General features: G+C 55.1%; 24 protein-coding genes. 7 read left to right on the forward strand and 17 right to left on the reverse strand.

Translation table 11 applies throughout. The annotated features are described in order from the left end of the window. Positions 1-67: 67 nt before the first annotated feature. The 6 genes from F3I20_RS18155 to ssuD all read right to left on the reverse strand — a co-directional run bounded on the left by F3I20_RS18155 (position 68) and on the right by ssuD (position 6,742). Positions 68-943 (reverse strand): MetQ/NlpA family ABC transporter substrate-binding protein, encoded by an 876-nt coding sequence (locus F3I20_RS18155; protein WP_150015185.1) that lies wholly within the window; start codon positions 941-943, stop codon positions 68-70. Further along, positions 940-1,644, reverse strand: coding sequence for a methionine ABC transporter permease (locus tag F3I20_RS18160; RefSeq protein ID WP_150038048.1), 705 nt, complete (start codon positions 1,642-1,644; stop codon positions 940-942). The genes F3I20_RS18155 and F3I20_RS18160 overlap by 4 nt, the downstream gene beginning before the upstream one ends. Continuing rightward, positions 1,641-2,657: a methionine ABC transporter ATP-binding protein gene (locus F3I20_RS18165; RefSeq protein ID WP_150038049.1), complete on the reverse strand. Its 1,017-nt coding sequence runs from the start codon at positions 2,655-2,657 to the stop codon at positions 1,641-1,643. The genes F3I20_RS18160 and F3I20_RS18165 overlap by 4 nt, the downstream gene beginning before the upstream one ends. Beyond that, on the reverse strand, positions 2,654-4,063 hold the full coding sequence (locus F3I20_RS18170) for an LLM class flavin-dependent oxidoreductase (RefSeq protein ID WP_150038050.1): 1,410 nt from the start codon (positions 4,061-4,063) through the stop codon (positions 2,654-2,656). Before F3I20_RS18170 ends, F3I20_RS18165 begins: the two co-directional genes overlap by 4 nt. A 68-nt stretch (positions 4,064-4,131) precedes the next feature. Next, a complete protein-coding gene (locus tag F3I20_RS18175) occupies positions 4,132-5,544 on the reverse strand; it encodes an FAD/NAD(P)-binding protein (RefSeq protein ID WP_150038051.1) in 1,413 nt (470 codons plus the stop codon). 25 nt (positions 5,545-5,569) lie between these two features. Continuing rightward, the gene (gene ssuD / locus F3I20_RS18180) at positions 5,570-6,742 is read right to left on the reverse strand and encodes an FMNH2-dependent alkanesulfonate monooxygenase (RefSeq protein WP_150038052.1); all 1,173 of its coding nucleotides are present in this window, start codon (positions 6,740-6,742) and stop codon (positions 5,570-5,572) included. Between the two features lie 273 nt (positions 6,743-7,015). Between ssuD and F3I20_RS18185 the strand changes: the two genes are divergently transcribed. From F3I20_RS18185 to F3I20_RS18210, 6 genes are all read left to right on the forward strand, one after another. Continuing rightward, positions 7,016-8,905 carry a sigma-54-dependent Fis family transcriptional regulator gene (locus tag F3I20_RS18185; RefSeq protein WP_150038053.1) on the forward strand — a complete coding sequence of 630 codons (1,890 nt, stop codon included), beginning with the start codon at positions 7,016-7,018 and terminating at the stop codon, positions 8,903-8,905. Positions 8,906-9,024: 119 nt separating this feature from the next. Then, the gene (locus F3I20_RS18190) at positions 9,025-9,948 is read left to right on the forward strand and encodes a sulfonate ABC transporter substrate-binding protein (RefSeq protein WP_223813111.1); all 924 of its coding nucleotides are present in this window, start codon (positions 9,025-9,027) and stop codon (positions 9,946-9,948) included. Positions 9,949-10,306: 358 nt separating this feature from the next. Further along, a complete protein-coding gene (locus F3I20_RS18195) occupies positions 10,307-11,440 on the forward strand; it encodes a glutathione-independent formaldehyde dehydrogenase (RefSeq protein WP_150038055.1) in 1,134 nt (377 codons plus the stop codon). Between the two features lie 265 nt (positions 11,441-11,705). Further along, positions 11,706-11,957, forward strand: a complete 252-nt coding sequence (locus F3I20_RS18200) for a type II toxin-antitoxin system Phd/YefM family antitoxin (protein ID WP_150015176.1) — start codon at positions 11,706-11,708, stop codon at positions 11,955-11,957. After that, entirely contained in the window at positions 11,954-12,241 is a 288-nt protein-coding gene (locus tag F3I20_RS18205; RefSeq protein ID WP_150019507.1) for a type II toxin-antitoxin system RelE family toxin, read from the forward strand. The genes F3I20_RS18200 and F3I20_RS18205 overlap by 4 nt, the downstream gene beginning before the upstream one ends. Positions 12,242-12,601: 360 nt before the next feature. Continuing rightward, positions 12,602-13,387: a hypothetical protein gene (locus F3I20_RS18210; RefSeq protein ID WP_150038056.1), complete on the forward strand. Its 786-nt coding sequence runs from the start codon at positions 12,602-12,604 to the stop codon at positions 13,385-13,387. Between the two features lie 275 nt (positions 13,388-13,662). On the opposite strand, the gene F3I20_RS18215 is transcribed toward F3I20_RS18210, so the two are convergent. Genes F3I20_RS18215 through F3I20_RS18230 form a run of 4 tightly spaced genes read right to left on the reverse strand, consistent with a single transcriptional unit; the run spans position 13,663 to position 16,465 of the window. After that, the gene (locus F3I20_RS18215; RefSeq protein WP_150015808.1) at positions 13,663-14,046 is read right to left on the reverse strand and encodes a RidA family protein; all 384 of its coding nucleotides are present in this window, start codon (positions 14,044-14,046) and stop codon (positions 13,663-13,665) included. Positions 14,047-14,065: 19 nt separating this feature from the next. Further along, positions 14,066-14,386, reverse strand: coding sequence for an AzlD domain-containing protein (locus F3I20_RS18220; protein WP_150015809.1), 321 nt, complete (start codon positions 14,384-14,386; stop codon positions 14,066-14,068). Beyond that, complete coding sequence (locus tag F3I20_RS18225) at positions 14,379-15,116, reverse strand: AzlC family ABC transporter permease (protein ID WP_150015810.1); 738 nt, start codon at positions 15,114-15,116, stop codon at positions 14,379-14,381. Before F3I20_RS18225 ends, F3I20_RS18220 begins: the two co-directional genes overlap by 8 nt. A 53-nt stretch (positions 15,117-15,169) precedes the next feature. Then, a complete protein-coding gene (locus F3I20_RS18230; RefSeq protein WP_223811697.1) occupies positions 15,170-16,465 on the reverse strand; it encodes an L-cysteine desulfidase family protein in 1,296 nt (431 codons plus the stop codon). Positions 16,466-16,940: 475 nt separating this feature from the next. Here F3I20_RS18230 and F3I20_RS18235 point away from each other — a divergent pair, with 475 nt between their 5' ends. After that, positions 16,941-17,636, forward strand: a complete 696-nt coding sequence (locus F3I20_RS18235; RefSeq protein WP_150038057.1) for a haloacid dehalogenase type II — start codon at positions 16,941-16,943, stop codon at positions 17,634-17,636. 37 nt (positions 17,637-17,673) lie between these two features. Here F3I20_RS18235 and F3I20_RS18240 read toward each other — a convergent pair whose 3' ends face one another. The 7 genes from F3I20_RS18240 to arnC all read right to left on the reverse strand — a co-directional run bounded on the left by F3I20_RS18240 (position 17,674) and on the right by arnC (position 25,560). Then, entirely contained in the window at positions 17,674-19,203 is a 1,530-nt protein-coding gene (locus tag F3I20_RS18240) for a Fic family protein (protein ID WP_150038058.1), read from the reverse strand. A 146-nt stretch (positions 19,204-19,349) separates the two neighbouring features. Then, positions 19,350-19,715, reverse strand: coding sequence for a 4-amino-4-deoxy-L-arabinose-phosphoundecaprenol flippase subunit ArnF (gene arnF / locus F3I20_RS18245; RefSeq protein WP_150015814.1), 366 nt, complete (start codon positions 19,713-19,715; stop codon positions 19,350-19,352). Further along, positions 19,712-20,032, reverse strand: coding sequence for a 4-amino-4-deoxy-L-arabinose-phosphoundecaprenol flippase subunit ArnE (gene arnE / locus F3I20_RS18250; protein WP_150015815.1), 321 nt, complete (start codon positions 20,030-20,032; stop codon positions 19,712-19,714). Before arnE ends, arnF begins: the two co-directional genes overlap by 4 nt. Further along, entirely contained in the window at positions 20,032-21,699 is a 1,668-nt protein-coding gene (arnT, locus tag F3I20_RS18255; protein WP_150038059.1) for a lipid IV(A) 4-amino-4-deoxy-L-arabinosyltransferase, read from the reverse strand. Before arnT ends, arnE begins: the two co-directional genes overlap by 1 nt. Further along, complete coding sequence (gene arnD / locus F3I20_RS18260) at positions 21,699-22,601, reverse strand: 4-deoxy-4-formamido-L-arabinose-phosphoundecaprenol deformylase (RefSeq protein WP_150038060.1); 903 nt, start codon at positions 22,599-22,601, stop codon at positions 21,699-21,701. The genes arnT and arnD overlap by 1 nt, the downstream gene beginning before the upstream one ends. Beyond that, positions 22,601-24,580 (reverse strand): bifunctional UDP-4-amino-4-deoxy-L-arabinose formyltransferase/UDP-glucuronic acid oxidase ArnA, encoded by a 1,980-nt coding sequence (gene arnA, locus F3I20_RS18265; RefSeq protein WP_150038061.1) that lies wholly within the window; start codon positions 24,578-24,580, stop codon positions 22,601-22,603. Before arnA ends, arnD begins: the two co-directional genes overlap by 1 nt. Beyond that, positions 24,577-25,560 carry an undecaprenyl-phosphate 4-deoxy-4-formamido-L-arabinose transferase gene (gene arnC, locus F3I20_RS18270; RefSeq protein WP_150015819.1) on the reverse strand — a complete coding sequence of 328 codons (984 nt, stop codon included), beginning with the start codon at positions 25,558-25,560 and terminating at the stop codon, positions 24,577-24,579. The genes arnA and arnC overlap by 4 nt, the downstream gene beginning before the upstream one ends. Position 25,561 lies beyond the last annotated feature (1 nt).

Raw genomic sequence — 25,561 nt, forward strand, 5'->3', positions numbered from 1 at the left:
TTCAGACATGGAAAAGACCGGATGAATGCAGTGATTCATCCGGTTCGGGCCAGTCCAGGCCTATTGATTATTCTGCGGAAACCGGCACCAGCACGCCTTTCACCAGCGGATCCTGCGTTTCTTTCAGCCACTGCTGTAGCCGGGGGTCGGCGAAGGCTTTTTTAAGCCGGACAATATTTTCATCTGCCAGCCAGGGCGTACCTATAACCAGTTGAGAGGCAAAGGTGCGAGGGGCTGGCGGGAATAAAATGCCTTTTTCGCGCGGTACTTTTCCGGCATCAAACTGTGAAACATAGCCGATGGCTGCATCAACCGAATTCAGCGCACGTGGCATGGTCAACAGATCCAGCTCTTTAAAGTTGAAACCATGAGGATTCTCTTTGATGTCTTTGAGTTTTGCGGTGCGTGGCTCAATCGCCGGATCAAGGCCAATCAGGCCGATACGCTGCAGTAGCCATAAGGCCTGACCCTGATTAGCGCCATCATTGGGCACCACAATCTCCGCGCCCTGTGGCAGTTCACTGATGGCACGGTAGCGATCTGAGTAGATGCCAAACGCCCACTGGAACAGCGGCAGGGTGGCTGTCAGCGGAAATTTATTGGCATCCACCACCTGTTTCAGCCACCACTGATGCTGATAGACGGTGGCGGCATATTTACCCTCCGCCACTGCGCGATCGGCCTGTACCGGATCCTGCAATCCTTCCGCCTCCAGTTTAATGCCGTAGTCGGGCGCTATATGTTGCGCCACAAACTGAATCAGCCGCTCTTCACCGGCCATCGCCGGTTCAAAATGGACTTTCAGCGTGGTGCCAAAAGTGACGGTGCGGGCCTTGTGCGCAACCTGATACCAGACCGCAGCGGCAATCAACAGTAAGACCACCCCAGCCACTACCCACGGCCATTTTTTCTTCTGTCGGATTTCAAAGTCGTGATGCGTCATGTTGAATGTTTTCCCTGATAAGGTTGCAGCGCCGAAATCAAACGGTCGCCTAAAAACTGAACCAGCTGAATAGTGACGATCAGCACCATAATGGTGGCCACCATGATGTGATTATCAAAACGCTGATAGCCGTAAACCACAGCCAGATAGCCAATCCCCCCGGCACCGATCGTTCCGGCGATAGCGGAATACTCAATCATCGAAATAAGATTCAGCACAATGGCTGCCACAATTGCGGGCAGGGCTTCACTAATCTGGGCGCGGGTAATGATTTGCCATGTGGAACCGCCGGAGACCAGGCCCACGGCGGTGACATCAGCGGGCAGTGCACGCAACGCATTGCTGACCAGCCGGGCAAAAAAGGGCGTGCCGGCGATGATCATCGGTACCACGGCTGCGGGGATGCCAATAGTGGTGCCGGTCAGCCAGAAGGTAAAAGGGATAATGGCCGCCATCAGCACCAGAAAAGGGAGTGAACGGCCCATGTTGATAATCCAGCCCAGAATCTGGTGCAGCGTCCTGTGCGGAAACAGCCCCTGCCGCGAGGTGTTAAACAGCACCACCCCCAGCAGGCCACCGAGTGTCACCACAAACAGCATCACCACAGCCACCATCAGCCAGGTTTCTCCGTAGGCCGGCAGCATCAGCGCCGGGATCTGGTTCCACGGCGTATCCTGGCTCAATACGTCAGCCGGTTTCATACTACCTCCTGCAGGGCCGCACGTTGTTCCAGGATCTCAGCATGAATACCATAGTGCTGCAGTTGCTCTGTCACCTGCCTGGGCGTGATACCAGAATGGGAAAAGCGAATGGCCACCCGCATCCGTCCCGCCAGCGCATCGCCAACCTGCTCAACGTGTGCGGCCAGCAGATCCACCTGCAGGGCAAACTGCTGCGTCAGACGGCTGATCCAGTCGATAGCAATCGGGCGGTCGCCATAGGTGAGTTGCAGCAGCAGATCGCCGGACCCAGCGAGTGGCTGGAGTGGGAACAGTTGCTGGCCGAGCGACGAATCGGGCGTGGCCAGCAGCTGACGTAAATGGCCCTGTTGCACCAGCCTGCCGTCTGCAATCTGCGCGACGGCGTCGGCTGCGCGCCGCACCACATCCATTTCGTGGGTAATAAAGATGATTGATAGCCCAAACTGATCGCGCAGGGTTTTTAGTAACGTCAGAATGGCGCGGGTGGCATCCGGATCAAGCCCGGACGTGGCCTCGTCAGCCAGCAACACCGAGGGCTTAAGCGCCAGCGCCCGGGCGATACCCACACGCTGGCGCTGGCCGCCCGAGAGCTGAGACGGATAAAAGCCCGCCTTGTCACTCAGACCGACGCTCTCCAGTAGCGTACCAACATGGCGTTTGATCTCCACAGGCACCACGCCCAGCCATTCCAGCGGCAGCGCCACATTTTCCCAGGCGGTTTTGCGCTGCAGCAGCGCGGATGACTGAAACACCGTGCCTATCGCCCGACGTTTGTGACGTAAAGTCTCACCCGTGTAATGTGAGAGATCCTCACCATTGACCCGGATGCTTCCCGATGTTGGTCGCTCCAGCAGACTGATGCACTTTGCCAGCGTCGATTTTCCCGCGCCGCTTGGCCCGACGACCGCCGTAATTGAACCGGCAGGAACGCTGAGCGTAATATCTTTCAGCACCTCAATCTGACGGTTCTGTGGCCCGGCATACGTTTTACTCAGCCCCGTAATCTCAATCATGAGGCCTCCACGCTTTCTGTCCACTGCTCCGCGCCTGTGATACGGCGATAACCGGCACCCGGATGCGGCACTGTCAGCCGTGGTCCCTGCCCGAACAACTTCTCACGCAGCGTGCCGGGTTGATAGTCCTGCTTGTAAACGCCGCGCTTTTGCAGTTCCGGCACCAGCAGTTCTACCACGTCAGTGAAGGTTTCGTGCGTCACGGCGTAAGCGAGGTTAAACCCGTCAACGTCGGTTTCTTCAACCCAGCTCTGCAACTCATCGGCCACAGTTTCGGCGCTACCCACCAGCAGCGGGCCAAAACCGCCAATGCCCACCCAGTCCGCCAGACCCTGCACCGTCCACTGACGGTTGGGGTCGGCCGTGGAGAAGGTTTCGACCGCCGACTGAATGGCGTTGGTATGCAGATGCTTCAGGACCTGATCCGGCTGATACTGCCCGAAATCAATACCTGTCCAGCCCGAGATGAGCGCCAGCGCGCCTTCGTAACTGACATAGCTTTTGTACTCCTGCCATCTGGCCTGTGCCGCCAGGTCAGTTTCACCCACTATCACCGTCTGCAGATTGAAGATCAGTATGGAACGCGGGTCGCGTCCCGCCTCAGCGGCCCTGCGGCGAATATCCGCCACGGTTTTCTTCAGCAGCACTTTCGACGGTGCCGCGACAAATACACATTCAGCATGCTCCGCTGCAAAGGCTTTACCGCGGCTGGAGGCACCGGCCTGATAAAGCACCGGCGTGCGCTGCGGAGAGGGCTCGCAAAGATGAATACCCGGCACCTGGAAAAACGTTCCCTGATGGTTAATCGGATGGATTTTACTGGGGTCGCTGAAAATATGACGTTCACGATCACGCAGGACAGCGTCGTCTTCCCAGCTTCCTTCAAGCAGCTTATAGATAACCTGCAGATACTCATCGGCGTAGTCGTAGCGTGCATCGTGATCGGTCTGGGTCTGCTGGCCAATGTTGCGTGCACCACTTTCCAGGTAGGAGGTGACAATATTCCAGCCAATACGGCCTTTGGTCAGATGATCCAGGGTCGAGATCCGTCGCGCAAACGGGTAGGGGTGTTCAAACGACAACGAGGCGGTCAGGCCAAAGCCCAGGTGTTCCGTCACCATGGCCATCGGCGTGATTAATGCCAGCGGATCGTTAACCGGCACCTGTGTCGCCTGACGGATGGCGGCATGGTTATTACCGTTGAGCACGTCGTAGACACCCAGCACGTCAGCAATAAACAGCCCGTCAAACTTACCGCGCTCCAGCAGGCGGGCTAAATCGGTCCAGTACGCCAGGTCTTTATACTGCCATGAGCGGTCGCGGGGATGCGCCCACAAGCCGGGTGACTGATGACCAACACAGTTCATATCGAAAGCATTCAGGCGAATTTCACGTTGCGATGACATAGCGACTCCAGAGCGGATGCGGCAATCGCTTGCCGCCCACCTTTTAAAGTGTGTTTCAGGAGGAAGGTTCAGTAGGTGAGTGAGCCGGGACATCGCTCGCTGAGCGGCAGTGGCGGGGCACTAAGCAGTTGCCTTGCTACAGATTCAGCATGTTCCGCCACCTGCGGTAATCCCATCAGCTCGCCAAAGCGCCCCCGCGCGGCAGGCCCGGCGACATAGAGATGTGGATTAGCCTTGCCCTGCGCATTCAGCGTCTGTGATAGCGCATTGACCCGGATTCCCAACGCCAGCGGGTCAGGCTGGATAACGCCATCGCCATGGAGCTGACGCAGCAGCGCATTGCTGTTAAGCAGAGCGTTGTGTGCAGGGCCGGTGGTGACAATGACTTTATCCACCTCCAGCATGTGTGATTGCGCGCCACGCAGGCGCAGCGTGAGCCGAAGAGTGTTTCCCCTCGCATCAGCGGCAATCAGACGTGCCGCCAGCAGCGACAGCTGACCGCTGGCCTGCTGCTGGCTAAGAACCTGGCTCACCTGCGGCGCAATGCGGTAGCGGTGAACATCCCACCAGGGGCGAAGGTGATGCAGAAAGCGCTGCTGCTCATGCAGCGAAAGACTCTGCCAGATGCGCTGACCGTTACGGCGAATATCATCCAGCACCAGCTGCCAGGGCAGATTCAGCGCCGCCGCCTGTTTAACTTCCTGTCGCACCCGATGTAACCAGCCGCGCGCGGTCGCAGGTTGCGGCTGATCGTAATCCAGCGTGTAGTTCTCAAAACTGCCACTCAGGTTGGCGCGCGGCAACTGACCACGACGGGAGAAGACGGTAATCTTTCCGCGGTGCAGCTGGCGATCCAGTGACGCCACGACATCGGACATGGTCAGGCCTGAACCGATAATCGCGACCCGATCGTCACGGGCGACCTGCGCCAGCGCGTCGCGCTGCCAGGGATTGGCAATCAAATCCGGATGGCCCTGTAACGGCCTCAGCAGAGCAGGCAGATCCGGCGGAGGATGGCTGATCGCCAGCACCACCTGATCGGCATGAATCTGCTGCCCGGAGGCCGTGGTCACCACGCCATCTTTAAAAGCGACGGCACTGTCACGCAGATGGCTCAGTTTCACCGGTGAGTGCTGCTGCTGATGAACAAACTGCGCATTGACCCAGTGACCAAACTTACCGCGCTGCGGGTAGACATTACCGTCATGCCACAGCGCTTCTGGATCGGCCCTGAAGTCGGGCGAGGCGCGATAGTCGCGATCAAATGCCCCCTCTTCATCACCGACAAGCTGCATTCTGGCGGCTGGCACATTAATGCGGTGGGCTGGATCGGTAGTGCCGTATGCCACGCCCTGCGCCAGCTGCGCGCGAGGTTCAATCACCGTCACCTGCAACCCCGCCTGGTCAGCGCGGGCCAGATGGATCGCCAGCGCAGTGCCGGTGAACCCGCCGCCGATAATGACAATCTGCTGTTGTGACATAAGCGAGCCTTTTTCTGTTAACTAACTAGCTGGCGCTGGCCTGTTTAGCCGGGCGACGGTCGCCGCCGATGGTTTCACCAAACGGGCCGGTATTCACGCTGCGCTGTTTCTTTTCGGCGTTGGCGGCCAGCGGTAACAATGGCATGACCAGTTCAGCAAAGCGGTGTGCCTCTTCAAGGTGTGGATAGCCGGAGAAGATAAAGTTCTCAATGCCCAGTGCCTGATACTCCCGGATACGATCGGCAACCTGCTGCGGATTGCCGACCAGCGCAGTTCCTGCGCCGCCGCGCACCAGGCCGACACCCGCCCAGAGATTGGGACCGATGCGCAGGCTCTCCCGCGAACCCTGATGCAAGGCACTCATCCGCGCCTGACCGGTGGAGTCCATGCGGGCAAAGATCTTCTGCGCGGCGGCAATAGTCTCTTCATCCAGATGCGAAATCAGCCGATCGGCCGCTGCCCAGGCTTCCTCTTCCGTTTCTCGTACAATGACATGCAACCGGATGCCATAAGAGAGCGTGCGGCCATTCTCCTGCGCCCGCTGGCGAACCACCGCCAGTTTCTCCGCGACCTGCTCAACCGGCTCGCCCCACGTCAGATAGGTGTCGATCTGATTCGCCGCAACGTCGATAGCGGCCTCAGACGAGCCACCGAAATAGAGTGGCGGCCCGTCTTCCTGCACCGGCGGGAAGAGGATCTCAGCGCCTTCCACGCGAATATGTTCGCCTTCAAAGTCGACCTTCTCGCCTTTCAGCAGGCGGGAATAGACCTCAAGAAATTCTTTGGTCACCTGATAGCGCTCTTCATGACTCAGGAAGATGCCGTCACCTTTGTTCTCCACCGGATCGCCACCTGTGACCACGTTGATCAGCAACCGGCCGCCGGAAAGACGATCCAGCGTCGCCGCCATACGCGCCGCCAGGCTGGGCGGTTGCAGGCCGGGACGCACGGCCACTAAATAGCGCAGCTTTTTGGTAATCGGTGCCAGTGCCGAGGCGACCAGCCATGAATCCTCGCAGCTTTTACCGGTCGGGATTAACACACCGTAGTAGCCCAGATTATCTGCCGCCAGCGCAACCTGCTGTAAATAGGGTAAATCGACTGCTCTGCCGCCTTCGGTGGTGCCCAGATAGCGCCCGTCACCATGGGTAGGCAGAAACCAGAAGAGGTTGAGGTTTTCCTGTGTCGCATGACTCATTAGCAGATTCCTTTATAACGATATTCGAATTTATCACATAGGGTTAATCCCTTTGGTTATATAGGCTTTAGCAGGATGCGTGCCAGTACGGTGAAATTTTTTTATTATTAAATTCAGTCATATAGCACCCTGCTGACTGGCGTTAATCTGCTGCGTTGGCAACAGAGGCAGTTGCATACTGCTGCATTGGCAACAATCTGACTTGTTTCGCCTCTCGTTTCGGCGTCAGCGGCGCGGTATGGTCATGACTTTCCAACTCACCCGGTAAAAGAGATGCAGATATCCAGCCCTGAGTTAATTGATCCCGCATCGCGCGCCTTCAAAAGCGTGTTGGACCAGCTCGCGCCCACTGATGCAACCGTATTAATTATTGGCGAAACCGGCACCGGCAAAGAGGTGATGGCGCGCTATCTGCATCACCACAGCGCCCGCAGCCGGCAGCCTTTTCTGGCGGTTAACTGCGGCGCACTTACCGAGAGCCTGGCGGAGTCGGAGCTGTTTGGTCATGAGAAGGGTGCCTTTACCGGCGCACAGGATAGGCATCGTGGCTGGTTTGAGGCGGCTGAGGGCGGTACGTTACTGCTGGATGAGATTGGTGAGCTAAGCCCGTCGCTGCAGGTGAAGCTGCTACGCGTGCTGCAGGAGCGTGAGATCACCCGCGTGGGTTCGTCCAGGCCGGTAAAAGTCAATGTGCGGGTCATTGCCGCGACCAACCGGGATCTGGCGGTGGCTATCCGTGAACGCCGATTCCGGGAAGACCTCTTCTACCGGCTGAATGTGGCCAGCGTCACACTGCCACCGCTGCGCCAGCGCTGCGAAGATATACCGGTGCTGGCCAGTCACTTCCTGCAACTCTATGCGCGCCGTCTTGGTCGTCCTCAGCTTCGCCTCAGCGATGAAGCCATGACGGTGTTGATGAACTACAGCTGGCCAGGCAACATCCGTGAACTGGAGAACACGCTGCACAACGCCGTGCTGCTCAGCAAAACCTCACTGGTCACGCCCCAGCAGCTGCGGCTAAGCCCACTTGCGGGGAGCGATCTGCCGCAGGGAGAGGAGGCATTGGATCAGTTTTTACGCCAGCAGATGCAGCAGAGTGACTCGCCGCTCTATCCCCGGGTCATTGCTGCGCTGGTGAAAAATGCGCTGGAACTCACGCAGGGTAATCAGTTACAGGCGGCCGCGCTGCTGGGGATCAGCCGACATACATTGCGCACACAGCTGGGGCATCTTGGGGTGATTAAACCGCGCCGCGGTTCAGTGCGTCAGCGCGATGCTGCTCCTGGTCAGCAGCCTGAGCGGGAGCGGGAACTGCGTATTGGTTATCAGAAATTTGGCAACCTTGGCATTCTGAAAGCGCGCCAGTCTCTGGAGCAGCAGCTGGCCGGGCAGGGTGTCAGCGTCATGTGGAGTGAGTTTCCTGCGGGTCCCCAGCTTCTGCATGCGCTGAGCAATAAGGAGATCGATTTCGGGACCACCGGTGAGGTTCCACCCTTGTTTGCACAGGCCAGCAACAGTCCGATGGTCTATGTCGCCTGGGAACCTGCCGCCCCGCAGAGCGTGGCGCTGCTGGTGCCGAACAGCAGCCCGGTTCAGCAGATTGGCGATCTCAGGGGCAAACGCATCGCAGTGAATCGCGGCTCCAACGTTCACTATCTGTTATTACAGATTCTGGATGAGGCGGGTTTAGCGCTGGATGATGTGCGCATTGTCTATGCCCCGCCTAAATATCCGCTGACACCCAGCGACCTCAACGCGGTGGATGCCTGGATGATGTGGGATCCGTTACTCAGTGATGCTGAGAACAGCGGAGAGTTCAGGGTGATTACGGATGGCACAGGCCGGGTCAATAACCATCAGTTTTACCTGGCTGAGCGCGGATTTGCGACGCACTCTGGCGATCTGTTACATGTTCTGCTTAGTGCGCTGGAGCAGACCGGCCGCTACATTGATGCGCATCGTGCTGAAGCTGCCGGACTGCTCTCCACGGAACTCGGCATCTCTGCCACCTCACTGATGCATGCCTTAGCCCGACGCAGTCATCAGACTCAGAGAATGAACCTGGCCATCATCCGGGAACAGCAGACCATCGCGGACCGCTTCTATGCGCTGGGGTTATTCAGTCGCGCCATTCGCGTACGCGAGTCGGTCTGGCATCCATAGCGTTTTTTTAGCTAAGCATCGAACATTTCATCGCTAAGCGCTTCAACCCGCGTTTGTTATGTTGCGCAGACAACAACCAGACTCAGGAATGAGAGATGAAAAAAGTTTTACTCAGCGTAATGATGATTGCCGCCCAGGCGGGTTTCGCGTTCAACACCCAGGCAGCAGAGAAACCCGAGACAGTGAACATCGGTTTTCAGAAAGCCAATATCTTCGCGCTGCTGAAGTATCGCGGCACGCTGGATCAGGAATTTAAAAAGCAGGGTATTGCGGTGCACTGGATTGAGTTCCCGGCCGGACCGCAGATGCTGGAAGGCTTAAACATCGGCAGTATCGATCTGGCCGCTACCGGCGACGCGCCACCGACATTCGCGCAGGCAGCGCAGGCCGATCTGGTTTATCTGGGACACTCGCCTGCTAACCCTAAAACCGAAGCGATTGTGGTGCCCGCTGACTCCCCGATTAAAAGTGTGGCGGATCTCAAAGGCAAGCGCGTGGCGCTGAATAAAGGCTCTGACGTTAATTATCTGCTGGTCACCGCGCTGGAGCAGGCCGGGCTGACCTATAAAGACATTACGCCGGTCTATCTGCCACCTGCTGATGCGCGCGCCGCTTTCCAGCGTGGTGCGGTGGATGCCTGGGTCATCTGGGATCCCTATTACGCCGAAGTGGAAACTAATGCCCATGCGCGGCTGCTTAAAAGTGCCGAAGGGCTGGTGCCACACTACACCTTCTATCTTGCCAGTCGTAAGTTCGCAGAGACATATCCACATATCGCCACTGAGGTGGTAGATGAGCTGGGTTCACTGAGTCAGTGGGCTAATCAAAATCAGGAAGAAGCAGCAAAAATCATGTCCACCTCAACCGGCCTGCCGCAGCCGATCTGGCAGCGCGCGCTGGCAAGAATGCCGTTTGGCGCAGAGCGGATGACGCCAGAAGTCTTCACCCAGCAGCAGGCGCTGGCAGATACCTTTACCCGGATTGGTCTGTTGCCGGTGAAGGTCGATATCCGCAGCGCGACGTGGTCACAGGATAAGAAGTAGGCAAACATCAGGCGGATGTTTATCAGGATAAACGCCGTCTGACATCTGATGATAATCAGGCTGTTAAATAGCAACAGGCGGCCTCGCTAATCCTGTTCCAGCATTATCCCGGAGCGTTACAGCAGGACGAGGATAAGCAGAACGACAGAGGGAGATAAATGGGTTTTTAGCGAAGCGGTTTTATATTTCATAGAGTTACATGATATTTCTTTTGCCAGACTGCGCCATAAGCTGTTCTACACTTACACCTTCAGTCGCGCCATTTGACTGAAAAAGCAGCATCACGAAGAAGGTGGTGACAGCAATGTATCACGCAGTCGCCACCCTCAAAACTGAGCATGCACGAGAGGTGAACACTATGAAAGCAGTTGTCTATAACGGACCGTTTGACGTTTCAGTCAAAGACGTTCCGGATCCGAAAATCGTTCGTCCCACCGATGTGATTGTCCGTATTACCACCACCAATATCTGCGGTTCTGACTTACATATGTACGAAGGGCGAACCAGCTTCGAGCAGGGTCGCATCTTCGGCCATGAGAACCTGGGACAGGTTATTGAGGCTGGCAGCGCTGTGGAGCGCGTTAAAGTCGGTGATTATGTCTGTCTGCCCTTTAACGTCGGCTGCGGCTTCTGTGAAAATTGCGAGAAAGGGTTAACCGGTTACTGTCTGACAGCCAACCCGGGTACGGCAGGTGCCGCCTATGGCTTTGCGGAGATGGGTGAATGGGAGGGCGGACAGGCGGAGCTACTTCGCGTTCCCTATGCTGATTTTAACTGCCTGGTACTGCCGCCGGATGCGGTAGAAAAAGAGGAAGATTACGTTCTGCTTTCTGATATCTTCCCCACCGGCTGGCATGCCACTGAACTGGCAGGCTTGCGCCCTGGCGAGAGTGTTGCCATTTACGGCGCTGGCCCGGTCGGCTTAATGGCTGCGCACTCGGCCATGATTAAAGGCGCATCACAGGTCTTTGTGGTCGATACTCATCCGGACAGACTGGCGTTAGCCGAACAGCTTGGCGCAGTGGCGATCAATGGCGTGGGTGATGAGGCGGTAAATAAAATCCTCGAACTCACCGACAGGCGCGGCACGGATTGCGGTTGCGAATGCGTGGGTTATCAGTGCTGCAATAAACATGGCCACGAGGATAACTCCGCCACACTGAACAGCCTTGTTGCATCCACCAAAGCCACGGGCGGCATTGGTACGGTAGGCGTTTTTGTTCCTCAGGATCCCGGCGGTGCAACCGAACTGGCTAAAGAGGGAAAAGTGCCGTTCGATTTTGGTACGTTCTGGTTTAAAGGACAATCGATGAAGACCGGCCAGTGTAATGTGAAAGCCTACAACCGCCAGCTCGCCAGGCTTATCCATCAGGGCAGAGCCAATCCGTCGCAGATCATCTCGCACCGTCTTGCACTGGCAGACGCTCCCGAAGGCTATAAGCATTTTGACGATCGTGATAATGGCTGGACAAAGGTTATCCTCAAACCCTGAATCGTGAGCCATAGTGCATAAGCCACATTCAGGTTGTAATAACAGGGATAACTAAAACCGCCTGTCTGTGGTTTGGGGCTTTATATCGTATGACATAACCTTGCCGAAGCTACCGGGTGTCGCGCAAGTCATAATCAGCGGCTTTTTCTTAACTGAATTAGTGCTTTTCATTCTGGATAAATCGGATTCTGTCAGTACACCATGACTGGTTAACAGGTCTTCATCCTGATACCATAAAGACCTGTTAAGCAGTCCTGGAGGCCTTATGCCACACATCATTTTAAGCGATACCAGTGCCAGCGTCAGCGAACTTAAAAAAAACCCGATGGCTACTGTTAATGCCGGGGACGGCTATCCCGTCGCTATTCTCAACCGCAACCAGCCTGCATTCTATTGCGTGCCGGCTGAGCTTTATGAACAGATGCTTGATGCCCTTGACGATCAGGAACTGGCTAAGCTGGTCCACGAACGGAGCAACCAGCCTCTGCTTGATGTCGATCTGGATGCACTTTTGTGAGTTATACCGTCAAGTTCAGGGAAGAGGCTTTTAAAGAATGGCAGAAGCTGGACAAATCTCTCCAGCAGCAGTTTGCTAAAAAGCTTAAGAAATGTTGTGAGAATCCCCATATCCCCTCGGCAAAATTACGTGGCATTAAAGACTGCTACAAAATCAAACTTCGGGCGTCCGGCTTTCGGCTGGTTTATCAGGTGATCGACGATCAACTGATCATTGCCGTAGTGGCTGTAGGTAAGCGCGAGCGCAATGATGTGTATCATCTTGCCAGTGAGAGAATGCGTTAGTAAGGCCTGATTTGATCATACATGCATATTTTCTGTGGAGAGGACAGATTTCATCAGGATTTACCGCTATCGATAAATCGAATTTTAAAATAAAAATATGTCTTTTGGATTGAGCTTGTTTTTCATATAGCCTCCCGGTTTATATAAGGCCAGAAAAAATAATTTTATCAAAGACTATAATGGTAACGGGCATGACCTACTCATTTATTATATAAAAATAATTCCTGAGAGTCGATAATAACTTTGTCGGCCAGGGATTTTATTATAAAATGACACTTTGACTTTATTATTTTTATTAATAATTTAACAAGTTGTTACGTCAGCCAACTATATTAACCTGAAAAGTAGAAAGGATTTAGAATGTTTGATCAAATTCTCGCTGCAATAAAAATTCGGCAGGAACTTCCAGATGCAATTGGTTATACATTCATTGAAAAACAAGATATGTTCGAAATTCCGAATGAAATAACCAAGGATTTAAGCAAAGAGGCTTTAGAAAAAATTGAACAGTTAAGTTGCCTTTATTTCCGCATAGACAATTTCACTACCAGCGTTCAGAAAAACATACGAGTTTTAATGTCAGGTTCATATGAATATCTTCCTCGCTTAATTTATCATCGCCGTGATGTAGATGTCGTTTTTGAGGTAATGCCCGATTTAAAAGAGATTTTAATTAATGAAGTTTTTCCAAATGACTCTGTCATTATACAATTCTACAATACAGATAAAAAATTCAATGTTGACCAGGTGCTTATAAAAGAAAAAACCATAACACCGACCATGCAAAAACTGGCATATGCAAAGCGCCATCCAGATCTTGCCAAAATGAGATTTACATCCTCACTATTAATTCTCATTTTATCATGCTTAGCTATTTTCTCAATATTTCCTGGCGCACATGCTTACTTTACACGCTCAGAATATGAGGAAAAAATGAGCGAATTTACTGAGAACTCGAATCTGTGCAAATATGAATTATTCGAGAACTCGGCGGACAAAGAAAAAGAACTTGAGCGTAGATTTCTTCAATTGGGAGAAGCCGGGAGTACTACACTGCTCATTAATAAAGTTCCTACACTTGCAGAACTCAAGCTTAAGGATACTGTTGTTCTGTGTGTGCCAACAAAACCCCGTGACAAATTCTAAACCTCTAAATTTCAAAACATGCATAATTATAGTAATAAGCTGCAAGCAATAGCATCATTGATGTACAGGTGACTGCATCGCGCAACATAGGGTGCGCGTCCGTACAATTAATTTAACATAATTAGTGTTATGCGGATAAAACACAAGCTGTTTATACTTTGCTGATTCAACACTACAACATCAACAATGCCGGGCGGCATCATGAATCGGAACAGAAAGTGAATGCAACGCTGCTACCTTTTACGGCAGCAGCCTGCTAATGACAATTCTGTCTGCTACGACAGCACCGCTAACGCCTCGATTTCAATTTTGGCATCTTTCGGAAGACGAGCCACCTCAACACAGGAACGCGCTGGAAATGCTCCGGCGTGCTTTGTAAAAAAGGCTTCATAAACCGCATTTACGGCGGCAAAGTCGTTCAGATCTTTGACAAAAACGGTTGTTTTAACAATGTCTTTCACCGCCAGACCTGAGGCTTCGATGATCGCTCTGACGTTCTCCAGAGACTGGTAAGCCTGAACTTCAATCGCCTCTGACATTAGCCCTGTTTCCGGATCGACCGGTAACTGTCCAGAGGTAAAAACCATGCTGCCGGTGCTTATTGCCTGAACGTAAGGACCAATGGCTGCCGGTGCCTGTTTTGTACTGATAATGTTCATTTAATGCTTCTCTCTTCCGTTACATAAATTGGTTAAGCAGAATCAGTGAGCCTACTCCGCTGATGACCACCCAAATCAGGCCAAACCGAAAGCTCACTAAAGTACAGACGATCGCCGCAATCACCTTGGGATTATGCAGGTCGAACTGCATACGTGAGTTAATGTCCAGAATCTGGACGGTGATGATGGCAGGCAGCACGGTCACGGGTACGAAGCGCAGTGTTTTCCTGACCCGTTCGCTCATTTGTATTTTGCCTGCCATCCCGGTAAAGGAGACGCGGATGAGAAATGTCACCGCTGCCATACCCAATGTCAGCGCAGCAAAGTAGCTATTATTCATGTGCGGTGTCCCTGATGATGGAAGAGCCGCTGACGTTTTTCTGCCTGCGTTCTTCCGACAGATCCACCGCCAGGCCCGCAAGCACGCCAAGCAGAGAGGCGATGACGATACCCAGTGAGCACGGCAGGATAACCAGCAGTACGCCTGACATAGAGGCGACCAGAGCCGCGACCGTGCAGGCCTGACTTTTGACCTGAGGCACCACGATGGCGATGAAAGCGGCCACCATCGCAAAATCCAGACCGTATTTCTGAATATCCGGGAAAGAAGACCCGATCATCGCGCCCATAAAGTTTGCCAGCACCCAGAATCCCCAGAAAGTCAGCATAACGGTGAAATAGAAGAGGTATTTGTCTCCCCTGTTTTCTTCCATCTCTTTAATCGTGGTGGCATAAACCTCATCGGTCAGCGCGTAAGACATCAGGCATTTTTGAAAAAAAGAAGCATCCCGGATTTTACCGGCCAGAGAGGCACTGTAGAGTACGTGGCGCAGATTGATGACGAAGGTAGTGAAGATAATTACCCCCAGGCTGGCACCGGTTTTCAGCATGTTCACTGCCAGCATCTGGGCTGAACCAGCAATTACGATGCAGGACCAGGCTGTGCTCTGCCACACACTCATGCCAGCGCTGACGCTTAATGCGCCAACGATGAAGGAGAACGGAAAGTCTCCTATACAGAGGGGCATTACCGCGCTGACGCCACGGCAGATGGTGGTTTTCTTGTCCATTAACACTCTCCCGAGCCGCTCACTGAGAGCAGCTCGTCATTGTCTGAAGGCACTCAACTGTGCGCGAGCGCGTCCTTTTCGGTCATGATGTGAATGATTTCTTTGTCGGTAGCAGGCATCGCGTTAACAACCAACCGGCTAAGGTTATCAACCGTCTGCTCAGCACTGACGCCGACAATGCCATCGGTGCTGCTGACCCGTACGCCCTGCCTTGCCATCAACACGGATCTGAACGCACTCGACGTCGCGGTTGAGACTTTCATTGCGCAACTGCCCGAAGCACCATCACAGATGATTCCACTTACGTCGCTGATCATATTGATAACGGCTGACTCAACGACATTCAAATCACGGCTGAACAGCCATGCCATGCCTGCCGCAGCGCCCATTGCCGCCGTGGATGCCGCACACAGGGCCGAAAGCCGGGTGTAACGGGCATGTACGGAGATGGCTACCAGATGTGACAGTGTCAGCGCTCTGGCCAGCGTCTCCTGATCGGCGTTGAGCGACCGGGCTAACACAACGACAGGCAGCGTCGCCGTTATCCCCTGATTGCCGGATCCAAAATTGGACATGGCCGTGACTGGCGCACCGCCCATTCGGGCGTCAGAAGCCGCCACCGTTTCCAGCTGAATACGGTAAAGCAGATCATCGCTCATCAGCCCCTGACTGAGGGCGGCTGAAAGCGTGCCGGCAATATTGAGTCCGTAGCGGCCATGTATACCCGCCTGGGATAACTCGCTATTCAGACGAGCGGCCTCGAGCATAAAATCAATATCACGCAGGGGAACCCGGGTGATGAAGTCAAACGCCTCACGCACAGAGAACTGGGGCAGTGGTGGCGTGCTGGCTTTTTTCTCCGGGCGGCAGAAGTCAGCGACAGGCTGGTCATTCAGATAGAGTTCCGTAATGGAGGTATGCCCGCCCTTGACGACGATACGGCACCTGTTTTCCTTACCAGATACCGTCAGGTCGACGTGAATAAAATCGGGTACGGCGCGGGCGGTAATGTTAACCAGCTCCTGATCCACCAGAACCTCAGCCTGTTTAATGTGTTCTGCGGTGAGTCCGCGCAGCGCCTCCAGCCCTTTATCAGGATCGGCACCGTAGACGCCTATGGCTGCAGCCATAGCAATACCGGAGCACTGTGTTCCCGGAATAGTCACAGCCATCGCGTTTTTATACAGATTCTCAGAAACAAAGCCCGAGACACTGACGCAGGGTTCATGCAGATAACGGCAGGCCATGGCTGCGGCAAATGCTATCGCTACCGGCTCTGTACACCCCAACGCAGGTCTGACTTCCTGCCTGAGCCATTTCAGGAAAACGTCATCGTTAATTTTACTCACAGGCATCCTCTCAAAATTTGATTCACTCTTTGGAGGTATGATAATCAGGAGGGGGGAGAAATATTTTCTCAATCCCCGACTTTTAGTAAGGTTATGGAGAAAATTTTTTTCTGCTTCAGAAGATGACAGGATATTTCATACTGTAACCCAGTGAACACGTGTAGCAGAGTGCACAGGAGTATCGGCCACCAGTATGGGGAAAATTTGCAGCTGAAAATGTTTCACGAGGCTCGCTGATTTAAGAAGAATATTCTCCTTAGTCAGAAATGATATTTGTTATCAACCTGAACCGATTTTTTGATTAGATTATACTGCCTGATGCAGGCGCTGGTGTGACCATCGCGATATTCAACGTCACCAGCAATCAGCGTCTGGCAATTAAGCCCTATTGTTGGTGAATCTGCCCCCCGGGTCCTGCCTTCAGTCAGCGCCTATAACGCCTTACCCTCACCCTTTTAAGCCAGGCGGAGACTCTATGACTAACAATCACAACCCCGAACCCTGCAGCGGCACCCTGTTTTTCGATGTCAATGAAACCCTGCTGGATACCACATCCCTGAACCAGGCTGTCGCGCAACGGCTCGGCGACAGGCCTGAGCGCGCCGAGGCCTGGTTTACCTCACTGTTGCATCATTCACTGGTCGAGTCAGTGACCGGCAGCTGGCACAGCTTTGGTGATATTGCAGAAGCGGTACTGAAGATGACCGCTGCGCGTTACGGCGTCACTCTGCCAGCTGGCGCGACGCCGCTGGCTGACATCATCGCCGCCATGCCCGCCCATCCGGATATTGCCACTGGCTTGTCTGCATTGCAGCAGCAGGGTTTTACGCTGGTTGCGCTGACCAACTCCTCAGCCGCGCTGGCTGAAAAACAACTCAGCTCAGCCAGACTGACACCGCTGTTCACTCGCATTCTCAGCGTGGAACAAGTGAAGGTGTATAAGCCCGATCTCAGAGTCTATCAGTGGGCCATGAAAGAGATGGGCAAGCCCGCCGCAGAGTGCATGATGGTGGCTGCGCATGGCTGGGATGTTGGCGGAGCAAAACGGGCTGGCATGAAAACCGCCTTTGTCAGCCGTCAGGGACAGGCACTTTATCCGCTGGCACCTGCACCTGATTTGATCGTCAGCGATATCGAGGCGCTGGCCGCACAGCTTAAGCCGCTCTGCTGAGCATAGTGCGCAGTGATTGCCGGTGAGACTCAGGCAGTCAGTCTGCCTGGGTCTCAAATGCCGATCTGACCGCTTCCACGATGCGCCCGGACAGTGTCGCATCGTCCAGCACCGGGAACGCTTTTTTAAGCTTGCCGGAGATCTGCCAGCCATTTTCCTTCAGCGAACGAATAATGCGACTCGCGTCCTGATCGGGCATTTCAATGACTTCCTTCAGGCGCTGCTGTGCACGCTGAAATATCACCAGTACGCGCGCTTCATCAGCCATCTCTTTTCGGACGGTATGCTCTATAACTTTGCAGGTATAGAGCACATGCTCGGTTAGGTCGGGATAGCGCCAGGCGAACCGGGCATCCTCGTAGTCGCTAAAACTGAAGTTGCTCAGCGTGCCATCTTCATAGGTTTTCAGTTCGCCAAACCGATAACAGCCTGCATAGCGCCGCATCAGCCGTTTCGAGAACACGTCCAGCGTGCGATCATAGCCGACCCGAAAATCCATCGAGCTGGTGATGGTGGCTGAGACCGGCAGGATGACCCCATCAGGTATCGCCCCGTCACGAATCAGCGTGTCATTGATTAAAAATCGGTGGATGCGACCATTGCCATCACGCATCGGGTGGATATAGACGAAGCCAAACGCAATAACCGCGGCACGGGCCAGTGGCGCGGCCCCCCGCGTCGCCAGGTCAAAGGCTTTAAGGCCCTGCATGAAGCGAGGAACATCATCATAGTGTGGCGCAATATAGTGGACGATATCTTCACGCATTGTCGACTGCCCGACAAACACGGGTGAGCGGCGCAGCCCCAGCCCCAGTGCGTCCTGGCCAAGAATGCCCTGCTGTATGGTATGCAGGCTGCTATCACTGAGCGGATCGTCAAGCTGTCCGCAATACTGCGCAATAACGTGAGCAAAACGCTGAATGCGGTCGCCCTGATCCGACTCTTTCTCAATCAGAAAACTGGCGCGCGACTCTTTAAATGTCAGCCAGCTGGCCGTGCGCATCAGAATGTCCGCGCCAAAGGCGCTATCCAGATCGTTTAAGGCTTCATTGAGATCGAACGTAAGCGCCTGTTCAACGGCCGCGGTCCTGCGCACCAGCGGGCAGAAATCCACCGTTCCTGGCAGGTTATCATTGATGCGCCAGCGTCTGACGCGCTTTACTGTCGTTCGGGTCAGATAGGTTTTGGATGAGATGGCCTCAATATAGCCTCCATTGGTGACATCCGGTACCTGCAGCGTGTTGCCGGTCAGCCATTCATAGAGAAAGCCAGCCCGTCGCGCATACTGTCCGAACGGCTCCTGACGGCACCACGCCTCCAGAGGTTCCGGGCCGACAGCGGTAAACAGGCGGGCAAAAAACTCAAGGTGAATCTCTTCGTATTTGAGACCAAAGGCAAAGTGACCGGCAAAATCATCTTCCGGTTGATAGCCAGGTGGATAATGATTTTCCACCTGCCCCTGACTCTCATGATGAGAGCGTACCGTTCCGATAGCTGACTTAACGCGTAATGGCTGCGCCGGATTAATAGCATAACGTTCGCGCAGTGCGCTGAAGCCGACCAGCATAGCGAATCCTTTATCCGTTTCCCGAAAATGATAACAAAAAGGATATTTAACACGAAAACGCTAATATACCAACCACAGCAGCATTAATTCCTGCCCGAAAATAGCAATAAAATGGATTGATGATGCGGAAACGCTAACTTACATGTTCAGGGCTTAATCACAATGCACAGCAGCCCGGTAACAATAATCACCACGCCCGCCAGACTATGCCAGCTGAATGCTTCATGAAATACCGGCGCGCAGACAGCCACCAGCCAGACCAGCACGTAACTCAGACTGAGCAGCGGATAGACCCGGTTCAGCGGGAAATAGTGCAGTGCCCGAATCCAGCAGAGCATAGAAATTCCATAAGCGGCCAGCCCGGAAAACAGCAGCAAGGCGGGCTGTATGGCAATAGTCGGCAGAGAGAAGATACTGCTGACATCGGGCAGCCGCGGCATTGCCCAGCGCATCATCAGCTGTGCCGCGGAGACCAGCAGCACGCTGCACGCGACCCATCCGTATCCTTTCATAGCTGGCTCGCCATCAGCGCCACACCCGTCACCACCAGCAGCGTGCCGACAATCTGGCGCAGCGTTAACCGCTCGCGCCAGAGGATGCGTCCGGCCAGCGCAACGAAAATGAAGTTCAGGCTCAGCATGGGATAGGCCTGACTCACCGGTACCCGCTGCAGGACCAGCAGCCAGAGGAGCATCGCAATGCCTAACAGCAGCACGCTCATGCCAATCCAGCTCAGGCGAATACGGCGCGAAATCGCGTGCGTCGCCTGTTTCTGACACAGTTGCGCGCTGCAGCTGAGCAGACTCACCAGCACAATCAGCAGCAGCATTACTTCATCTGATCGTAGTAGAGGCAGACCAGCCTGCCCTGACGATAGACCGCATCCGGCACCGGCACATCCTCACCGATATCGCTGTGCACCGAGTCGACCAGCAACAGTAGCGACACGCTTCCGATACGGCGATGGTCGACAAGCCAGCTGCCGAAGTCGGCCTGAGAGACAAAACGGGACTGCGCATCCGGGTAGCTCAGCCCATACTCCAGCTCGCCTTTGGTGTCGTAGAAGCCAATATCGCTGCGCTGAAGATGCCAGGCAACGGCAGACGCCACGCCGGGATTGTCCGCCAGGATAAAGCGGCTGGAGGCCAGACGCGCGCTGATCGTGGCAACAAAGTGCTGTGGCTGTTTAGCGTCGCGGATTTTATCCGGGATCGCAGCACCAATAAGCAGTGCGACACCCAGCGGGCAAAGCGCGGCCGCCAGCCAGCGGCGTTGTGAAGATCGACAGCTGTAGGCACCCACCAGCCCCCAGATGAGAAATGCCAGCGCGCCCAGCACCAGCTTCAGCATCTCATGCGTAGCGAACAGCGGATGATGCGTCACGCTCCAGGGCGACAGCACCAGCAGTACCGTTGTCAGGGTGAGGATGCCGAAAATCAGGTTAAGCCAGCCATTGACCGTTAAAGCGCGTCCTGCCCGCTGCGCGGCGTTCAGCCCATAGTGCGCCATCAGCAGCGACAGCGGCACAAAACAGGGCAGGATATAAGTCGGCAGCTTGCCTTTTGCCAGGCTGAAAAACAGCAGCGGCATAACCGCCCAGCTCAGCAGATAGAGCGCGCCCGGATGCTGCTGACGCTCGCGCCAGCCGGTCATTAACGCACCCGGTAACAGCGCCAGCCACGGCAGCGTGCCCAGCAGCAGAATCGGCAGGTAATACCAGAACGGTGCCTTGTGCTGTGCATTCTCTTCCGCAAAGCGCTGGATATGCTCAACCCAGAAGAAGTAGTGCCAGAAATCGGGAGCCTGATGATAGATCGCCAGCGCCCAGGGCGCGCTGATCGCTGCGGCTGAAAGCATCGCCAGTGGCCCGAAGCAGAGCAGCTCCGGAAGTCTCTTTCGCCAGATCGCCCACGGCAGAATCGCCAGCACCGGAACCGCCAGTGCCAGAAAGCCTTTGGTCATAAATCCCATGCCGCAGGCAAGGCCCAGCAGCAGATAACCGCCCGCGCGTCCGGCACGTCCGGTGGCCTCCGTCGCCAGCCAGAAGCTGCACATCGCCGCCGCCAGCCAGAGCATCAGCATGGGATCGAGCACCGCATAGGTGCCCACGCCGTAGACCAGCAGTGAACTGAGGAAAATCAGACCACTGACAGCGGCGGTGCGCGCCGAACCAAATATCCGCCTGCCGAGCCAGAAGACCAGCGCGGCAGTCATCGCCGTTGAGAATATCGATCCCGCCCGCACGCCAAAATTGTTGTGGCCAAATAGCCACTGCCCCAACGAGTTAATCCAGTAACCCGCAATCGGTTTTTCAAAATAACGCAGGCCGAAGAAGTGTGGCGTGATCCAGTTACCCGTGGCCAGCATCTCCCGGCTGATCTCCGCGTAGCGGGTCTCATCCGGCTGCCAGAGATCACGGAACACGGGCGGGATCAGGTAATAGAGAATAAAGAAGCTGCAAAAAAGCACCCACATCGTGTTGTTACGTATCCGCACTAGTTCGCCTCTTCAGTCAGTTTCTGGCAGCCCAGCCACCCTTCCCGTCCGGGAATTTCGCCTCTGACGACCCTGCCCACCGGTAACGTGCTGAGATCGTCGGGCAGCAACTCGCCTAACGGACAGAACTGAATGCCGTTACGTTCCGCAGCATCCAGCAACTGGTCAAAGTCCGTGTAGCCGATGATCCCCTCAACTTCGGCATGTATGGTGTAAACCGCGCCCTCATCAGACGCGAGCATCTTCGCCAGAATGTAGTCGTTATAGCCTGCTGCGCTGACCTCGCGGCCAACCACTTCATCCCATGTGGGCAGCGTCACCGGAATCTGCACCGTGCCGATCTGCCCATCCGGCAGCAGGGGCCGGAACGGGCCGCTGCCCCGACAGTCGCTGTTGTAGTGAAAGCTGAAGTCCTGTTTGGCAGCGATGACCCGGCTATCAGCGCGCCAGCCAGCAACGGCCGAGCAACTGACCGGGTGACCGAGGATCTCACTCAGCGTTTCCGTGCCGCGGGCTATCTGCTCAACCAGCTTGTCCTGCGGCCAGACGCCCGCCCAGGTCTGCCAGGCAAAGTGGTCCCAGGCGTGCAGGCCAACTTCATGCTGACGGGTGGCGTCCTGCATAATTTGCCGCAAGCCACGTCCCATCTGCTTTCCCGGCCAGGCCGTACCGGCGAGCAGAATGTTCCAGCCATAGAGCGATGCAGCGCGGGAACGCAGCATCTTCATGAGAAACGCCGGTTTCACCAGCCGCCAGAGATGGCGGCCCATGTTGTCCGGTCCCACGCTGAAGAAAAAGCTGCCTCGCACCGCATGACGCCGGAACAGCTCAAGCAGCGCTGGCACACCCTGCTTCGTGCCGCGCCAGGTATCTACGTCAATCCGCAGACCGATCTTCTTCATCACTTATCAACCTGTTGCTCGACGGTGCGCAGGAAGAAGTCGAGCGTGTTATCAATAGTGACATCCATCGTGACGGTCGGCGTCCAGCCCAGCAAACGACGTGCATTGCGGATAGCGGGTTTGCGGTGCTCTACATCCTGATAGCCTTTGCCGTAGTAGCTGCTGCTCTCCACTTCCCGGAAACCGGCAAATGGCGGGAACTGGCTGCGCAGCGGATGGCGTTCGAAGCTTTCCAGCAGCTGCTCGGCCAGCTCTTTAATGCTGGCTTCGTTGTCCGGGTTACCGATATTGATGATCTGACCGTCACAATTCTGCTGCCTGTTTTCGATAATGCGGAACAGCGCTTCCACGCCATCCTGAATATCGGTAAAGCAGCGCTTCTGTTTGCCGCCGTCGATCAGCTTAATCGGCGAACCTTCTACCAGGTTGAGGATCAACTGGGTAATTGCACGGGAACTGCCGATGCGTGCCGCATTGAGGTTATCCAGACGCGGTCCCATCCAGTTGAAGGGACGGAACAGGGTAAAACGCAGCCCCTCTTTTTCACCATATGCCCAGATCACACGGTCCAGTAGCTGTTTGGATACGGAGTAGATCCAGCGCTGTTTATTAATCGGCCCGACCACCAGGTTAGAACAATCCTCATCGAAGCTGGCATCGGTACACATGCCGTAGACCTCAGAGGTGGACGGGAAAATGATGCGCTTCTGATACTTCACGCAGTCGCGAATGATTTTCAGGTTCTCTTCGAAATCGAGTTCAAACACGCGCAGTGGGTTGCGGGTGTACTCAATCGGCGTCGCGATCGCCACCAGCGGCAGAATGACGTCACATTTTTTGATGTGATACTCAATCCATTCGGAGTGAATAGCGATATCGCCCTCAACGAAATGAAAGCGCGGATGTTCCAGGAACCGGCTGATAGCGTCTGAACTGATATCCAGGCCGTAGACGTCGAAATGTTCATCCTGTAACAAACGCTCGGTGAGATGGTTACCGATAAAGCCGTTAACACCGAGGATCAGCACGCGGGTACGGCGTTGCAGCGCCAACTGCGGCTGTGAATAGAGCAGTGCACCTGGCACCATGCCCAGGCTCTGCGCCAGCTGGCTGCCGTTCATATAGACGCCATGCTCAGACTGTCCGGTCTGGATTTCCAGTGCGCCTTCGCCACAGGCGATCAGAAACGGCTGTTTAGAGATGACAGTGCCCGGTTTCACCTGCTGCTGCTGCGGATGAACCCTGCTCTTCCAGACAATAAATTTAACCGAACCGGCGAAGGCGAATGCCCCAGGCCAGGGATCGGTGACCGCTCTGACCAGATTATGAATTTTCTCAGCAGGCTGATTCCAGTCAATGCGGCCATCTTCGGGCGTGCGACCGCCCACCCGGGTTGCCTGGCTCTCATCCTGTGGCCACTCACTGACCTCACCCTGACGCAGGCGAGGCAATATGTCGCCCAGCAACTGCTCTGCGGCCTGGGTCAATTTACGATGCAGCGTCAGCGCGTTGTCCTGATCGTCAATGGCTACTTTCTGCTGCGCCAGAATATTACCGGCATCTGCACGCTTCACCATGCGATGCAGCGTGACGCCCGTTTCGCGCTCACCATTGACCAGCGCCCAGTTCAGCGGTGCCCGACCACGGTATTTTGGCAGCAGGGAGCCATGCAGGTTAAAGGCCCCCTTCTGAGCGCATTGCAGGATCTCATCGCTCAGCAGATGACGATAGTAGAAGGAAAAGATCATCTCTGGTGCCATGGTACGGATGCGGTCAAGCCAGATCGGATGATTCGCCTCGTCCGGCGCATAGACCGGGATGCCGTGTTCTGCCGCCAGGCGGGCTACCGAGCCGAAAAAGTTATTTTCGGTCGCCACGTCGTTGTGCGTAAAAATGGCGGTGATCTCATAGCCTGCGTTCAGCAGGGCATTGATGCCGACACAGCCCATGTCGTGATAGGCGAAAACAACGGTCTTCATGATTGAGTATCCTGTACTGAAGGCTCTTCAGGAGCCTGAACAATGCGTTGAACGAAATAGCGTGGACGCGCGCGAACGTCGTTATAAATGCGCCCGATGTACTCCCCGAGCAGTCCCATACCCACAAACTGGGCACCGATAAACATGAACAGCACGGCGAACAGCACGAAGACGCCGTCACCCGCCCAGGCCGCACCAAAAAAGAGTCGCAATACGATCAACACCAGTGAGAAAGCAAAACCGGAAAGGGCAATCAGGCTGCCGACCACGCTGAGCAGTCGCAGCGGTGTGGTGGTCAGGCAGGTCACCAGGTCGTACATCAGGTTGATCAGGCGCATAAAGCTGTATTTCGAATCGCCAAAAGCCCGTTCGGCGTGGATCACCGGCAGTTCGATGGTGTGTCGGGCAAAGGTGTTGGCCAGAATCGGAATGAAGGTGCTGCGTTCGTGGCAATTGAGCATCGCTTCGACGATGTGGCGGCGATAGGCGCGCAGCATGCAGCCGTAGTCTCCCATCGCTTTGCCGGTGACCCGCTGAATCAGGTGATTGAGCGTGCGCGAGGCCTTGCGACGGAACCAGGTATCCTGGCGCTGCTGCCGCACGGTGCCCACCACGTCATACCCCTGACGCGCAGCCTCAACCAGCCGCGGGATCTCTTCCGGCGGGTTCTGCAGATCGGCATCAAGGGTAACAATCAGATCGCCACGGACCTGGCTGAAGCCGGCCATGATGGCGGAGTGCTGACCGTAGTTGCGGTTGAGCAGCACGCCGGTTATCCGGCTGCCGGGAACGGTAGCGGCCTGTTCAATCAGTTCGGCAGAGCGGTCACTGCTGCCGTCATCCACCAGCAGAATTTCATATTCAAGGTTGATGGCGTCGCAGGCGGCGCTGGTGCGCTGCAGCAGCGCCGGCAAACTCTCCTGCTCGTTATAGACCGGGATCACCACGGAGAGCATATTGATCGGTTTGATATCGCGCATC

Origin of the sequence: Candidatus Pantoea gossypiicola (assembly GCF_008632075.1) — a bacterium.
Taxonomy (GTDB): Bacteria; Pseudomonadota; Gammaproteobacteria; order Enterobacterales; family Enterobacteriaceae; genus Pantoea; species Pantoea gossypiicola.